The sequence below is a fragment of the Microcoleus sp. A2-C3 genome (assembly GCF_036706065.1).
Lineage (GTDB): Bacteria > Cyanobacteriota > Cyanobacteriia > Cyanobacteriales > Microcoleaceae > Microcoleus.
Window position 1 is genome coordinate 14,098 of sequence record NZ_JAUBVX010000007.1, and the last position, 15,785, is coordinate 29,882.

The window sequence follows — 15,785 nt, forward strand, 5'->3', positions numbered from 1 at the left end:
TCTATTCCGAGGGCTGATTTTTGCTTTCCAGCAATTGTTTTTCCTGCTGGAGTTTGGCTTCTAAATTTTGAATTTGTTCGCGGCGGGCTTCAAGTTCGATCGATCTGCGAGACAATTCTTGACTTTGCAAAGTGAGAGATTGGCGGCACTCTTCTGCTTTCTGGGCTTCTTGCTGCAAAAAATCGGGAGTAAAGCCTGTGGCTAAATACTTTTCAACTAATTCTAGCACCCAGTTTGTAGCGGTTTGAACCTGCAAAATGTTGAGATATTCGCCAATATCTGCTAAAACTAGCATTCCTTCATTTAACACATTTTGAGCACAATTGGGCGGCACTATCAAGACAGTTTGTTCAGGAAGAATAGCCCAAGTCTCATCAGCATTTTGACAAGCCAGCAATTGCAGACTTATCTCACCTAAAATATCCTTATTTTGTAGTTGGGCTAAATATAACATCAGGGTAATTGGTAATTGGTAATTGGTAACTTTTAACCAGCCTTAAAAACTACGATACAAATCCTGTAGGGGCGGGTTCACCAACCATTTATGGTAAGAATGAATAATATTATAAACCCGCCCCCCACCAACAATAAAAATGTATGATGAATTTATTGGTAAAATGTTGATGTAAATAATGGCGGAGATGGGGCGGGTTTATGAGATTGTTTGTGAGTTTCATAGATGGTTGGCGAACCCGCCCCTACAGCATTGTGGGATGTTTTTTCTGAAGCGAGGCCCACCACAAATAAAAATGGCAATCACCTCAGAAACCGGGTTTTTTTCGAGATTTCTCGTAACTAAACAGAAAATTTCGTAGAAACCCGGTTTCTAGCCCCACCCGCGACTAATGACTAATGACTAATGACTAATGACTAATGACTAAAACAACTTTAGCCGATCGCGCAAAATCTCAGCTTGTTTTTCGGCTTCAGCCAAAGCATCCCTCGCCCCCTGAACCACATCAGGAGTAGCCTTATCCACAAACTTCTGATTAGTCAAACGCGCCGCAGTATGCTTAATTTCAGCTTCCACCTTACTCAACTTCTTCTCTAACTTACCGCGCAAAGCCACCAAATCCACCACCCCAGCCAGAGGAATCAAAACTTGTACAGTACCGACAACCCCAGCAATTGTCTGTCCCAAATCTCCATCCAAACTAGCGGTAACAGTCAGATTTTCCACCTTAGCCAAATCTTTGATGTAAACGCTTCCATCTGAGAGAATTTGGCGTTCCTTCTCGCTTTCGCTTTGCAAAATCGCCGTCACCTTCAGACTCGGTTTGATATCAGAATCTGCCCGCAAATTGCGAATAGTGCGAATTGTCCCGAACAGCAACTCAAACTGTTGTTCTAATTCTGGATCGATCAGCGATGTATCCGCTTCAGGATAAGCTTGCAAAGCCAAACATTGATCGTCACCTGTTTGAGTCAGAGTGTGCCAAATTTCCTCAGTAATGTGCGGCATAAAAGGATGCAGCAATTTCAGAATTCCTTCCAACACAAAAGCAAAAGTTTGCTGCGCCACCTTCTTAGAATTTGGTTCAGCATCCTGTTGTAAGCGAGACTTGACTAACTCAATATACCAGTCGCAAAAATCGCCCCAAATAAACTCATAAAGATTCTTCGCCGCTTCTCCCAAGCCGTAAGTTTCCAAAGAATTGCGGCTTTGTTGCACAACTTGATGATAGCGAGAAAGAATCCAGCGATCGCTAAGATTTGTAGTAAGGTTTGTAGTAAGGACTTCAGTCCTCTCCTCCTGCGGACTAAAGTCCTCACTACGAACCTGGTTTGTAGTAAGGACTTCAGTCCTCTCCCCTTCAGGACTAAAGTCCTCACTACGAACCTGAGTGAGAGGTTTACCCAACTGCTGCGGAGTCTGTCCCTCCAGATTCATCATCACAAACCGGGCCGCATTCCACAACTTATTCGTGAAATTCCGGGAAGCCTCAACTGATTTCGATTCATCAGTTTTGCGATCGTACTCCATGCGAATATTCTGCCCGGCCCCAATCACTTCCTTAACCAAAGTGTAGCGCAAAGCATCAGTCCCGTACTTCGCAATTAACAACAGCGGGTCAATACCATTGTTTTTACTCTTAGACATTTTGTGACCGTTTTCATCCAACACCAAACCGTGAATGTAAACAGTCTCAAACGGCATCTTTTCCGTAAAATGTCCGGCCATCATCGTCATTCTAGCAACCCAGAAAAAGATGATATCAAAACCTGTCACCAGAGTAGTTGTCGGGTAGTAAAAATCAAAATCCTTAGTTTCCTCTGGCCATCCCAGAGTTGAAAAAGGCCACAACCCAGACGAAAACCAAGTATCCAATACATCTGGATCTCTTGCTAGCTGGACATCTTGACCAAACTTAGCCTCTGCTTTTTCCCTAGCATCAGCTTCACTTTTAGCCACCACAAACGGCGTTGTATCAGTAATTTCGCCGTGAGTTTCGCTAACAGCATACCAAGCCGGGATTTGGTGTCCCCACCACAATTGGCGGGAGATACACCAATCTTTTAGCTTCACCAACCAATCGCGATAAACCTTTGTCCATCTGTCAGGAACAAAGACTGGTGAGTTACTTTGGTCTAATGCCTCTAAAGCGCGTTGAGAAAGCGGATCGATCTTGACAAACCATTGAGTAGATAGCAACGGTTCGACGGGAACTTTGCCACGTTCGCTATACGGTACTGTATGTTTGTAATCTTCTATTTTTACCAAAACCCCGTCATTTTCTAACCGCTTTACCACATTTTTGCGGGCGACAAATCTGTCTTGTCCCTGGAACTCTCCGGCATTTTCGTTTAAAGTGCCGTCTTTGTTCATGATGTTAATAAACGGCAAATTGTGACGCTTACCCATCTCGAAGTCATTCGGATCGTGGGCGGGAGTCACTTTGACGCAGCCTGTTCCGAAAGTTGGATCGACAAACTCATCGGCAATGATGGGAATTTCGCGATTGGCGATCGGCAAAGTGACAGTTTTACCGATAAGATGTTTATAGCGATCGTCCTCTGGATTCACGGCCACGCCAGTATCGCCCAGCATCGTTTCCGGCCGAGTAGTCGCCACCTCCAAATAACCGGAACCGTCGGTCAAAGGATAGCGGAAATGCCACAAATGCCCTTCAACTTCCTGCTGGTCAACCTCCAAATCCGACACAGCAGACTGACTCGCCGGACACCAATTCACCAAGTAATTGCCGCGATAAATCAGCCCCTCATCGTAGAGGCGGACAAAGGCTTCTAAAACCGCAGCGGATAAGCCTTCATCCATCGTAAAGCGTTCTCGCGACCAATCGACAGACACGCCCAGACTACGCAGTTGATTAGTAATAGTATTGCCAGATTCAGCTTTCCATTCCCAAGCCCGTTCTAAGAATTTTTCTCGTCCTAAATCGTGGCGAGTTTTGCCTTCTGCTTTGAGTTGTTTTTCGAGAATAGTTTGAACTGCGATGCTAGCATGATCCGTTCCCGGCAACCACAGGGTATTGCGTCCAGTCATGCGGTGATAGCGGACGAGGACATCAATGAGGGTTTCTTCAAAGGCGTGTCCCATGTGGAGGCTGCCGGTGACGTTGGGCGGCGGGATGACGACGCAGTAGGGTTCGCCGCCTGTTTCTGGGTCTGCTTTGAAGGTTTGGTTGTCTTCCCAGTATTTTTGCCACTTGGTTTCGGTGGCTTTGGGGTCGTATTGGGGCGGTAGGTTTGCGGTCATTTGCTGCAAGGGTGCTGTTTTTATATTAAGATTGTGCCACAGAAGGGAGGAGAAGAGTTTTGAACCGCATCGGCGTCAGAGGCAGAGGGAAGAGCGATATTCAAGGCGGGGCGGGTTTACGTTAAAATGAAGGTAAAATTAAAAGGTTTGATGGCATTATGAATGTAGCAGCACTTCGACATCAAATCGATCGATGGCTTGATCTACTCTCTCCAGAACATCTGGCATTGGTTGCGAGTTTTATAGAGTTTCTAAGCCAAAAGCAACGTCAAGGGGTAATCATTTCGCAAAATAATCTGGCAGAGGTTTTCTCAGCAGAAATCCAAGAGATGCCTGCTGCTAATTCTTTTAGTATTTCAGAACCCTCAGAAATTGACGGAGAGGGCCAATCTAAAGCAGCGCTTCTACAAGATTTTCGGCAAGCTTGGCACGAAGCCATGACTGGGCAAACCATTTCGGTTGCTCAAATGTGGGAAGGAATTGAAAATGACTGACTTGCCCTTAATTCAAGTTATAGTTTCACCAACCTTCAATCGCAATTTACGCACTCTTGCCAAAAAATACCGCAGCATACGCAATGATATTCAACCCGTTATCGAACAACTCACACGGGGAGATCTGCCAGGAGATCGAATTGCTGGAGTGGGTTATGCCGTCTTCAAGTTAAGAGTCCGAAATAGCGACACTCAAAAAGGTAAAAGTGGTGGATATCGTTTAATTTACTACGTCCAAACAGCAACGGGAATCATTTTGCTGACCGTTTACACCAAATCCGAACAAGTCGATATTGCAGCAGAGGATATTCAGAACATTATTACAGAATACGAGCAGCAGCAGAGCGAAGAGCGAGAGGATATTTAAGAGTTGGGGAATCTTGCGCCGTAGAAGATGAGGTTTCGATATCTTCAGTGGTAAAATCCTCTTAATATCTTATTTGACAGAACTCCCTAATCCAAAACCCGCCCTCTCTCGGAGAAAGCCACGATTTGGCAGATCGACCGTTTTTTTTCATTAATCCTACTGGTAAAACAACTTGTAATAATTAAGCAGCACCATGAATAACAGCTTTCAAGCTTCTGGACTTTCCTTTGATATTCTCAAACTTAAATATCAAGTGATTAAGCCTCAGTATTGTATATCTATGATGGGCATCTTGAACAGACGAGATCGAGGAACAAAACTGTGTGTACAAGAAAAGAATATGCTGGCAAATTCTGGATTTTCAACGATCCAAACACAGGATTCTTCATCATCCAATCCTCTTTATCAAATTTTAAATAAAGTTGAATTAGGCGGTGAGCTAAGTCAAGTGGATATTGACTGGCTCACAAAAGAACACCTGTTTGATACAATCGAATTTATCCGCAAAGAAGAGGAGAAAAAAAAGGAGGAGAAAAATAAGAAGCAATTGCAAATTTTCAAAAAAGTTGAATGCCTGAGAACATTGTCTGAGTCTGAAGTCAACTGGCTAAAGAGTGAAAATTTGATACCAACGCTAGAAATATACCAGAAACAACAGTTACAAAAATTTGCTCGTCAACAAGAAATAGAAGAAATAAAAGAAGCAACGGAAGAAAAAATAAAAGCATCCCATTTTTTGCAACTTAAGTTAAATTACAAAGCTACAAAATATAAGGATTCTCATTCGTTTAGTCGTCTATATCCCATTCTCCTAAAGCTGGATAGGCATGAGCAGCTAGTTGCCTCAGAAATGGAATGGCTGAAGAATAACCAATTATTTGATACACTAGAAATTTATCAAAAACGAGAGTCAGAAAGGATTGCTCGTGAACAAAAAGCTGAAGTAGAAAGGATTGCTCGTGAACAAAAAACTGAAGCAGAAAGGATTGCTCGTGAACAAGAAGCTGAAGCAAAAAGGATTGCTCGTGAACAAGAAGCCAAAGAAAAAATAAAAGCAGAGAAACACTATACAATAGTGAAGCAACTAGAGACTGGGAAACGCCTAAACCCTCAAGATGGTCAATGGCTTAAAAAGCACCAATTTTTAGAAACTTTTGCCATCTTTCAAGAGCGAGAGTCTTTGCAGATCAATGAACTATCTCAATTGAAAGATAAGTACAAAGCAAGCAAACACCAGGATTTATCAACATCTAACAAGCTATATAAAATCCTGCAAAAGCTTGAATCAAAGCAGAAGCTGGTTCAGGTAGATATACACTGGCTGAAAAAGCAGGGACTTACCGATACAATTACCATTGCCGAAAAAATTCAGGAGCAAAAAAACTTTGCTGCTCTGAAATCTAAGTATCAAGCAACCCAATATGAGGATTCCTCTCTCTCTAGTCCACTGTATCAAATATTGAAGAGAATTGATTCAGGTAAACAGCCAAGTAATGCAGAATTTAACTGGCTTTCAAAGCATAGCTTACATCAGGTTATTGAAGTGACCAAAGAGCGGGAATTAAAGGAACACTTTATTTCTTTGAAGGTGAAGTATAATGTTTCCGACTATAAGGACAATTCTCCCTCTAGCAATTTATACTTAATCTTGCAAAAGCTCGATAAACAAGAGCGACTGGAAGCAACAGATGTTGCTTGGCTGACAGAAAATAAACTTTTCTACCCTAACGAAAAGATTACCATTGAGTATCATAGAATTGAAGCAATTTTTTATGAGCAGGAGTTTCAGAGAACCAAAAACGAATGGAACTTGCCAAGTGCTAGCAGTCATTGGCGCAAAGCTGACGAGGCTCAAACAGCATTAAAACTAACAGATGATCTGGATTGGGATAGGGTAAAAGATAAAAAGCTCAAGTCGGCATTGTTGACAACTAGAGGTGGAGCTTATCGAGATATTCAGCAGTTGAATAAAGCCGAAAACTGTGCGAGAGGAGCGATTGAGTACCAACCTGATAGCCATCACCCTTACACTTTGATGGGAGCAATTTGTTATGAGCGTGGTCAATATTTAGAGGGAGATTCTTGGTTTAATGAGGCAATCAAACGTGGCGCTAACCCCAGAGATATGGATTCGGAAATCAAGCGAGTGGTTAGGAATGCTAAGAATGAGAATAAGCGCCGGGAAGTGGTAGAATTTCTACTGAAAAAAGACCCCTCACGATACGCTTGGGCTAAAGCTTATCTTAAGAAATTCTAAAACAAAAATTTGTAGTTTGTAGGTGGGATTTAACATTGGTGATATCTAATTTTTTAAAACTTCCGAAGTCTTGAAGAATGCGGATTTTTAAGGCATCTTAACGGCCTTTACGACTGTTTACCAATATTATTTGACTTCCTTGTAATCCACTCCGTAACTCGTATCTCTCCCCGACAAATACGTAGTTTTCCCCGTCAAAGTCTCCAAAGTTTGTCTCGTTTTACTCGAAGTAATTGTATTCAACGGTACACCCAACTTGCTAGCCAAACCAGCCGCCACGCCCACACCTTGTCCTTGATAAATATTCACTGTCGCAATTCGCCCGACTGATACCGCCATACCGACATAACCGGACGATCGCCCTACAATAGCTAAATTATTCACTTTACTCGCCAAAGCGCTCTCTATCCCGAAATTATACACCGGCAGCGGCGGAATTCTCGAATCCAAATCCTTGACTCCGCCCCGCAAGTCGAAATCATAGGAAAAACTGCCGATCGACTTTTCTGGTATAGTTCCCCCTTGGATAATCTCCTTCCCCGTCAGCGGCGCTACCACATCGCGCACATTCAAAGTTTGTCTGATATAAATCTCATCCGGGATAAATAGTCTCACATCTTTACCCGACTTTTTTTGCAGCCATTCTTGCAGGTATGACATTTCTTTAACCATTTCAGGAGTCGGTTTTCTGCCGTTAGCTTCCATCTTCATCAATTCGTCAACTTTGTATTTAAACAGAAACCCGTTCCACGACATCGAATTATTTTTATAAACGCAAATATTGGCTTTGTCAAAGAAGAATCCTTTTTCTTGAGTGAAGGGGAGATTTCTATCTACGTGATAGGCGGCTCCGATGGCTACACTTCTGATATTATATCCGTCTGTATAGGCCTGATAAATCGTACTGTCAAAGTTCCTCATCCAGAATTCTGTACTGGCAGGATCTTTATATTTGCTAATGCTAGTTTTAATCTTTTCTACTAAAGGAGTGTCGTAGAGAATCTTATCTTCTATTTTGCGTAAATCGGCGATCGTTAGCCCGGTAATTGTCGGAACTACAGATATAGCTAAGGATTCATTTTTCGATTTTATGTTTTGCGATTCATATCCTGTATAATAAGATAATCCGGCTTTTCTGGCAAGTTCTGCGTCTTGAGTTACATCAATAAAAGAATTAGCTTCAATTTTTGTTTTACTATTGTTGACTTCGGCATATTGTATTTTTTGATTTACTACATGAGGAGTCAGAGTTGAGTTGGAAATAACTTTAACTCCGGCTTCCGAAAGCATCTCTCTAAGAGCTTTGTCAGCGGTTTTTGGTTCTAAGCAAGATTCAGGAACATTCGCTTTATCTAAGAATTCGCGGAAACATTGGGCGTAGGGTTGGCGGTACCAATCGGGGATTTTATCTAAATCAACGTAACCTAAACCGCCGCGGGTGAGTACGCCGCCCAAAAGAGCTGTTGCGTAGTTCGATCGCACGATCGCAACTTTGCCTTTTTCACCTAAAGTTTTCTTAGCCCATATCGCCGCACATATTCCCGGTACTTCATCGCCATACACTACTACATCAAACTTTCTATCTGCTGATGTTTGAGGCGAAGCGGCGGTGGGGCTGCTGGATTTGTGTCGCAAAGTTTCGGTGTCTGATGTGGCGCTGGCTGGGTTTCTGTGTGTGATGTCGTTGGCAGCTTTTTGGAAGTGTCCAGAGTCAACTAAAATTTTGACTGCTACGAAGAAGATTGCGATCGAAGCTAATTTCTTGAAAGTAGAGGGCATTTAGTTGACTCGTTGATAATTTTGCATTACCTGAAAGCGCTGTTCAGGGTTGACGCAGTTGAATATAGCACGTTTAGATAGTTTCGACACACTTTTAACTTTTCCGGGAACCGTGGTAAACGAATCTTCTTAACCCAAACCTGGTGATGCTGTCCTTAGCAGCCAAAATGCTACAATTACATCAATCACAAATTGAAACATAAAAAACATGACTTTTGAGGCGGTTTTAAATCTTGTCAAGCACTTGTCTCTAGCCGAAAAGTTACGATTGATTAAGTGGATAGTTCCTGAAATAGAACGAGAATTAGTTGTTCGGCCCGCTCCCCGCAAATCATTGTGGGGTTTATGTGCTGACTTGGGAATTGCACCTTCTGCCGCTGATATAGATGAAGCTCGCAGCGAAGAATGGGGGAATTTCCCAAGGGAGGATTTCTAATGCTGGGTGCTGTAGCTGATACTCATGCTGTGATCTGGTATATCTTTGCAGATTCGCGACTCTCGGTGACTGCTAGAAGGACAATATAACAGATAGCTGCCGAGGGAAATCAGGTGGCTTTTTCATCAATTACCTTAGCAGAAATTGTCTATCTGAGCGAGAGAGGGCGGATTAATTCAACTACTCTCGATCTATTATTGAGAGAAGTTGAGAGCGATGATGCCTTATTGGTTGAAATTCCTTTCGATCGCAATATAGCTTTGACTTTAAGGCAAGTTGACCGATCGCAAATTCCCGATTTACCCGATCGCATTATTGCTGCTACTGCTTTGTATCTTAATGTACCCGTTATTAGTCGCGATCGTCGGATTCAATTATCTAGTATAGACACAATTTGGTAAATCTGAGCACTCGGCGCAAGTTTAAATTTTCCGGCAACTGTTGTTAGAGGTTTTGCCAGTGTTACTGGTTTGGGAGGGCTATTGATGAGGGTAAGGATGGGGAGTGCGATCGCCTCTCAGATGTCTGGTGTCGGGAAGGGCGATCTGTTACAATAAGTTAATCACAACAATTGAGTCACCTTAAACCTACAGAAAAAATGGAAAAAGTTTTTGTACATCCTGAATGTCCTTTTTCAGTAGAGACATTTAACTTATTGGCACAATTTTATGAAAATCCCAACTCAGATTTTTACATAGCACACAAAAAAAAATTTTTAAAATATGTAGAAGAGCCATTAAAGTATATTTCCAGCCAGGTAGAAGAGCAGTTGCCTGATTTTATTAAAGAATATATAAATGTCAAACGTAAGGGGTTTGGCTCTATTAATGAAATAGGTAATTTGGAATCGACAGCCTACAGTATAATTTTTGATTTAAAAGATATCATTTCTACTGTGCATTGTATAAGTCGTGCTCAGTTAATGCTGAATCTTGAAAACCAGAAATTAACTTTTGGTTTTTCTTCAGAAAGTAACGATTTTGAGGCAGTAAAAGAATTTCGCCTACTGCCTTATATAGATGATGATATGATCGAACTCTTTAAACGTTCTCAACTTCCAAAAAATTATAGCTTCTGTTTGACTCAGAAAGCAACTGATTTTAAATTCACTAACTGGGATTTTGATTCCAGAATGGAGCCCGCAAAAAATGTTTATGAACTATTAGAAAACATTTTCACTGAGTCACCTGGTATTCTACCAGGTGAAGTTAACATAGAACTTACTAAAATTCAGGTTCAAATCTCACTTGAATCACAAAAAATATTAGGATATTCTGCTAATGGCTTAATTAGGAAAATAGGACAAACATTTAAAAAACTATTTCCATTGTTTTTGATTTTCAATTTTTACGATGACAATAATTATTTTACTCCAATTATTCTCAGTGAATATTTGTCAGTATATGAAAAGGAATTTAATCCAGTGTATCAACTAGAAGAAATTTCCGAAACTACTGGTTTTCAAACAACCCAACTAACCCAATGGATACACACCATTAACCGCAAAGGCCAAACCATCATCCAAGGCCCGCCCGGAACCGGAAAAACCTTCCTTGCCCAAAAACTCGCCCAACACTTAATCGGCGGGGGTGACGGTTTCTCAGACACGATCCAATTTCATCCAGCTTATACTTATGAAGACTTTATTCAAGGCATCCGCCCCCAAAGTCAAGACGGGCAATTAACTTATCCAATAGTTCCCGGTAGATTCCTAGAATTTTGCGAAAAAGCCGAAGCCTGTGAAGATATTTGTGTTCTCATCATTGATGAAATTAACCGTGCAAATTTATCTCAAGTCTTTGGCGAGTTAATGTACCTCCTAGATGACCGACCCGACACAGAGCGCTTTATTACACTAGCCAGCGGTAAACAGTTTAGAATCCCTACAAATGTCCGCATCATCGGCACAATGAACACCGCAGACCGTTCTATTGCCCTAGTCGATAACGCCCTCCGTCGCCGCTTCGCATTCATCTCTCTTTCTCCTAACTATGAACTGCTGCAAAACTATCATCATAGAGAGCAAACAGGTTTTCTAGTTGATCAATTAATTGGTATTCTCGAAAATATCAATCGGACAATTAACAACAAACATTATGAACTCGGTATCTCCTTCTTTTTGACAAAAACCTTAGCTGAAGATATCCAAGATATTTGGCAAATGGAAATCGAGCCATACCTTGAAGAATACTTCTTTGATAACCAGGCAAAAATGAATGACTTTCTCTGGGATAAAATCAAGAAAAAATTGGGCTATTGACAATCTAACGCCGTCATTAACGCCGATACGGTGGCGTTACTACATCCACCAAAATTATGAAACCAGGATCTCCCCAAATCATCGGACTGAGAGAATATGAATTACGAATTTTAGATCGAGACTTAATCCCCGAATCAGTAGGAAAAAAAATACACCATAATTATGACAAGGAAATCGAGATAGAATTTCCCAACCCTAAAACACAAGATAAATGGCACTTAAAATCTAAAGGCAGAGTTGGCAACATTCCCATCACTCCAGATTTTCACATTTTTATCCGCCCAAAAGTTCCGATAACAAACTTATTCGGAATGCTTGACTATGCCTACAAACTTAATATCAATTTTCCGAAGGGACAGATTGAGTGCGAATCTTTAGGACAAGTCTATGAACGATTAGCTAACATTCTTGCCCAAAAAATTCTAGAACGCTGTCGCAAAGGATTATATCGCGATTACTTATCCAAAACCGAAAGACTTGCCTACATTCGCGGCCGCGTCGATTTGCGGTCAGCCCTGCAAAAACCTTGGGATGTTAAACTAAAGTGCCACTATACCGAACAAACAGGCGACATCGAAGACAATCAAATACTCGCTTGGACACTCTTCATCATTGGCCGCAGCGGTTTGTGCGGTGAATCTGTTTCCTCCACTGTGCGAAAAGCCTTTCACGCACTCCAAGGATTTGTTACATTACAACCTTTTAAATCAGAAGCTTGTATTGATAGAAATTATCACCGTTTGAATGAAGATTATCAACTTTTACACGCCTTATGTCGATTTTTTTTAGATAACACAGGGCCGAGTCACGAAACTGGCGATCGCGAAATGCTCCCTTTTTTGATAAATATGGCTAGTTTATATGAACAATTTGTCGCTGAATGGCTCAAGGCAAATACACCAAAAGGCTTTGAGGTAGAACCACAACACCGAGTTGAACATGACACAAATTATTTCGATAAGATTGACTTAATTATACGCGATAGTGAAACAAAAAAAGTCCAATACGTCCTCGATACAAAATACAAAGCTCCCGATAAAGTAGCCAATAAGGACATTCATCAAATAGTTGCTTACGCCAATGGGTTAAAGTGCCAAAATGCAATTCTCGTTTACCCGCAAGACCTCACAGAGCAACTAGACATAAAACATGGCGATATCCGAGTTCGCCGTCTAACTTTTTCCCTAGATAGCGACCTCAATCAAGCCGGAAAAACCTTCTTAACCTCTCTACTTCCAAACACCCTCCCATAACTCTACTCTGCGCCCTCTGGGCCCTCTGCGGTTCATTTTTCCACAAAAAAAGAGGCGCAATTGCGCCTCCCAAATCTTTCATGTCTGCGTTTTAAACACTAACAGCCACTTTCGATTCCTTCGCAGTCAACTTCTCGTAAGTCGCCCGCATCTTCAATCCCACTAACACTTGGAACAAACCTGTTCCATTGTTAGAACCAGGATATTCACGGTGCTGGAGCAACAGGTGAGTTAACTCGCCTTCGTACTTCGCAGAAGTCTTGCTCAAATGGCTTTCGATGTAAATAACTTCTTCGAGATTCTCGAACTGACCGTCTACTTCCAAAATCGAGACTTCGTGGCCGTAGAAAGCGTCTGGGCCGTAGTACATCTTAATTCCGGGATAGGAACAAGTCAGTTTGCGACCGCAAGGAACCCAGTTAATTGTTGAACCTTCGTCAAACAAATACGCAGGCTCAAAATTGGCAACTCCTTCGCGTTGGATCATTTGGACGCGCAGAACTTTCCGTTCTTTGTCATCTTTAATCAAGTTGGTGGGCAATACTTGAATTACCACATCAGCATATTGCTTTTGGGGGTCGATGTAAGCGGTGAAATCTGGTTTGCGAGCGTTGATCGCAAACAGCACGTCTTCGTAACGGTGGCCCCGTTCCGCCATGTCGCGCTGGATTTTCCAAGCAATTTTAACTTCGTCGCTGATGTCGAGGTAGACGCTGAAGTCGATGAGATTTCTCACTCGCTCGTCGTAAAGGGGGTGCAGCCCCTCAATCACGATGATGTGATTCGGCTCTACCCGCTCAGGAGGATCGAGCAGACCGGTTTCGTGGTTGTAAATCGGTTTGTCGATCGCCTTGCCTTCTTTGAGCGCCTTCATTTGCTCGGCCATCAGGTCAAAATTGTTAGCTCTGGGGTCTAGGGCGGTAATCCCTGTTTCCTTGCGCTGCTTGCGATCGAGACAATGATAGTCATCGAGGCAGATTACAGTAACGAAATCTTCCCCGAACAAATCTGTCAATCGGCGCAAAAAAGTAGATTTTCCGCACCCGGAGTCTCCGGCTACGCCAATTAAAACCACGCGATCCGGCTTACTTGTCATACTTTCCCTCTAAAAAAATCACTGTTTACTAACTCAAGTCTAGATTCCACAAAATTTAAGGCCGCAGGTAGCGTGCCAGCTTTGTGCGATTTTGTTGCTACCCCGATCGGATCGAGCACTCACCAGCATACAGGAGTCAGTTGACTGCCTGCGAGGGAAGACCCAAGCAATCTTCAAGGCAATTGACATACTCCCCAACCCTCAAGGCATGGGGATTGTGGATTCAAACAGCTTCTGGCAAGCACAGCTTGTCCGATCTTGCCTGGCCTCTAGGTTGATGCCTCAACCTATTTGAGATTTTTTGGACTATGGAGTTGAGACGGGATTTTTACATCTGGCGAATCAACAATATATAGTTCCATCACGATTCCCGTCCGATCGGGCTTGCCCGCTCGCCTGCCTTATAGGATGGGATCGTACCCCAATTTTTTGGCTATTAATGCTAACTTTAGTGATTAATCTTACCAGAATGCGTCCGCCCACTACAAGCTCAACGTCATTTAATCAAATCGTGCTTTAAGTTTTACTTCATTATTATTAAGTTTTATATTTCCATGCCGTATTCCCTTTGATAAGTGAAATCCTCTCCCGATCGCCGGATCGGCCTCTGCCGAATCTCCAAATCAGAAGGAGCGATCGGGGCAGATCCCGCGATCGGGTAAAATATTGGCAGTACGCAGACAACAATAGCTATAGGTCAACACCTGAACGCAGCCGGACTCGATAGCCGGCGTGATGTTCGGCTGATTGGGAACTGGAGGCGCGATCGACCAAAAATTGACACGCCCGCCCGCAACGGCGAAGCCCAAAGATTGGCGCGGCCAATTAGTCCAGATGGCCTTAAGAAAAAAGTAAATTGAGTCTAACGTCACATTCTCTATCTTTATAACTCTGTATCGTGAAGGACAAGCAACAAATGTACAGCCCAAGCATCTCTGGTGTAGCTGCCAACTCAGAATCAGGCAGCCGCATCTTTGTTTACGAAGTCGAGGGTATGCGTCAGAGCAAAGCAACTGACGAAACAAATCACCCAATTCGCCGTAGCGGTAGCGTGTTTATCTCCGTGCCCTACGATCGCATGAATCAGGAAATGCGGAGAATTGCTCGCATGGGTGGCAAAATCGTCAGCATCCGCCCATCAAACGGCGCTCCCGAAACTCATAGCAAAGTTGCACCAGAAGCAGGGCTACAGAGTCAGAAATCTGGAGAAAAAGCTAAGCCCATGACTCAAGCCAAGGAAAAAGTTCAGGTTCCTGTTAACCTCTACAAGCCAGCCAATCCCTATATTGGTAAGTGCATTTCTACAGAAGAAATGGTCAGAGAAGGCGGCGAAGGCACAGTCCGCCACGTCACCTTCGACATTTCTGGTGGCAAATTGCACTATCTCGAAGGTCAAAGTATCGGGATTATTCCCGATGGGACGGATAAAAACGGCAAACCTCACAAAATTCGGCTTTACTCGATCGCCTCTACCCGTCACGGCGACAACCTCGACGACAAAACAGTCTCCCTGTGCGTCCGCCGGCTAGAGTACAAACACCCAGAAACAGGCGAACAAGTGTTGGGCGTTTGTTCGACTTTTCTCACCGGTTTGGAACCAGGGGCTGATGTCAAAATCACCGGCCCAGTAGGCAAGGAAATGCTCTTGCCCGAAGACGAAGATGCCACCGTAATTATGATGGCTACCGGTACGGGTATTGCTCCTTTCCGCGCTTATTTGTGGCGGATGTTTAAAGAAAACAATCCAGAGTACAAATTCAAAGGTTTAGCTTGGCTGTTCTTTGGAGTTGCTTACACTCCCAACATTCTTTATAAGGAAGAGTTGGAAGAATTGCAGCGCGAGTTCCCCGATAATTTCCGCTTGACTTATGCCATCAGCCGCGAGCAAAAAACTGCTGACGGCGGCAAGATGTACATTCAAAGCCGGATTAAGGAGAACGCAGACGAATTGTGGGAATTGGTTCAAAAGCCGAAAACTCACACTTACATCTGTGGTTTGAAGGGAATGGAAGGCGGAATTGACGAGGGAATGTCTGCTGCATCTAGCAAGCACGACGTTGACTGGACAAGCTATCAAAAACAGTTGAAAAAACAGCATCGCTGGCACGTTGAAACTTATTAATGT

General features: G+C 42.9%; 13 protein-coding genes. 8 read left to right on the top strand and 5 right to left on the bottom strand.

Features of this window, described 5'->3' with window-relative positions:
* Position 1: 1 nt before the first annotated feature.
* Entirely contained in the window at positions 2-454 is a 453-nt protein-coding gene (locus QUB66_RS06010; protein ID WP_332966857.1) for a hypothetical protein, read from the bottom strand.
* Positions 455-877: 423 nt separating this feature from the next.
* Positions 878-3,718: a valine--tRNA ligase gene (locus QUB66_RS06015; RefSeq protein ID WP_332966856.1), complete on the bottom strand. Its 2,841-nt coding sequence runs from the start codon at positions 3,716-3,718 to the stop codon at positions 878-880.
* A gap of 158 nt (positions 3,719-3,876) precedes the next feature.
* On the opposite strand from QUB66_RS06015, the gene QUB66_RS06020 reads away from it, so the two are divergent.
* The 3 genes from QUB66_RS06020 to QUB66_RS06030 all read left to right on the top strand — a co-directional run bounded on the left by QUB66_RS06020 (position 3,877) and on the right by QUB66_RS06030 (position 6,836).
* Positions 3,877-4,212, top strand: a complete 336-nt coding sequence (locus tag QUB66_RS06020) for a hypothetical protein (RefSeq protein WP_332966855.1) — start codon at positions 3,877-3,879, stop codon at positions 4,210-4,212.
* The gene (locus QUB66_RS06025; protein WP_332966854.1) at positions 4,205-4,579 is read left to right on the top strand and encodes a type II toxin-antitoxin system RelE/ParE family toxin; all 375 of its coding nucleotides are present in this window, start codon (positions 4,205-4,207) and stop codon (positions 4,577-4,579) included. Before QUB66_RS06020 ends, QUB66_RS06025 begins: the two co-directional genes overlap by 8 nt.
* A 193-nt stretch (positions 4,580-4,772) precedes the next feature.
* On the top strand, positions 4,773-6,836 hold the full coding sequence (locus QUB66_RS06030) for a hypothetical protein (RefSeq protein ID WP_332966853.1): 2,064 nt from the start codon (positions 4,773-4,775) through the stop codon (positions 6,834-6,836).
* Between the two features lie 126 nt (positions 6,837-6,962).
* Here QUB66_RS06030 and QUB66_RS06035 read toward each other — a convergent pair whose 3' ends face one another.
* Entirely contained in the window at positions 6,963-8,615 is a 1,653-nt protein-coding gene (locus QUB66_RS06035) for an FAD-dependent oxidoreductase (protein ID WP_332966852.1), read from the bottom strand.
* Positions 8,616-8,823: 208 nt separating this feature from the next.
* Between QUB66_RS06035 and QUB66_RS06040 the strand changes: the two genes are divergently transcribed.
* From QUB66_RS06040 to QUB66_RS06055, 4 genes are all read left to right on the top strand, one after another.
* Complete coding sequence (locus QUB66_RS06040; RefSeq protein WP_332966851.1) at positions 8,824-9,051, top strand: hypothetical protein; 228 nt, start codon at positions 8,824-8,826, stop codon at positions 9,049-9,051.
* Positions 9,052-9,164: 113 nt separating this feature from the next.
* The gene (locus QUB66_RS06045; RefSeq protein WP_332966850.1) at positions 9,165-9,452 is read left to right on the top strand and encodes a type II toxin-antitoxin system VapC family toxin; all 288 of its coding nucleotides are present in this window, start codon (positions 9,165-9,167) and stop codon (positions 9,450-9,452) included.
* 197 nt (positions 9,453-9,649) lie between these two features.
* The gene (locus QUB66_RS06050) at positions 9,650-11,311 is read left to right on the top strand and encodes an McrB family protein (RefSeq protein ID WP_332966849.1); all 1,662 of its coding nucleotides are present in this window, start codon (positions 9,650-9,652) and stop codon (positions 11,309-11,311) included.
* A 56-nt stretch (positions 11,312-11,367) separates the two neighbouring features.
* Complete coding sequence (locus QUB66_RS06055) at positions 11,368-12,564, top strand: McrC family protein (protein WP_332966848.1); 1,197 nt, start codon at positions 11,368-11,370, stop codon at positions 12,562-12,564.
* Positions 12,565-12,655: 91 nt separating this feature from the next.
* On the opposite strand, the gene QUB66_RS06060 is transcribed toward QUB66_RS06055, so the two are convergent.
* Positions 12,656-13,660 (bottom strand): phosphoribulokinase, encoded by a 1,005-nt coding sequence (locus tag QUB66_RS06060; RefSeq protein ID WP_265233516.1) that lies wholly within the window; start codon positions 13,658-13,660, stop codon positions 12,656-12,658.
* Positions 13,661-14,283: 623 nt separating this feature from the next.
* Complete coding sequence (locus tag QUB66_RS06065; protein WP_332966847.1) at positions 14,284-14,532, bottom strand: hypothetical protein; 249 nt, start codon at positions 14,530-14,532, stop codon at positions 14,284-14,286.
* A gap of 44 nt (positions 14,533-14,576) precedes the next feature.
* Here QUB66_RS06065 and petH point away from each other — a divergent pair, with 44 nt between their 5' ends.
* Positions 14,577-15,782: a ferredoxin--NADP reductase gene (gene petH / locus QUB66_RS06070; protein WP_332966846.1), complete on the top strand. Its 1,206-nt coding sequence runs from the start codon at positions 14,577-14,579 to the stop codon at positions 15,780-15,782.
* Positions 15,783-15,785 lie beyond the last annotated feature (3 nt).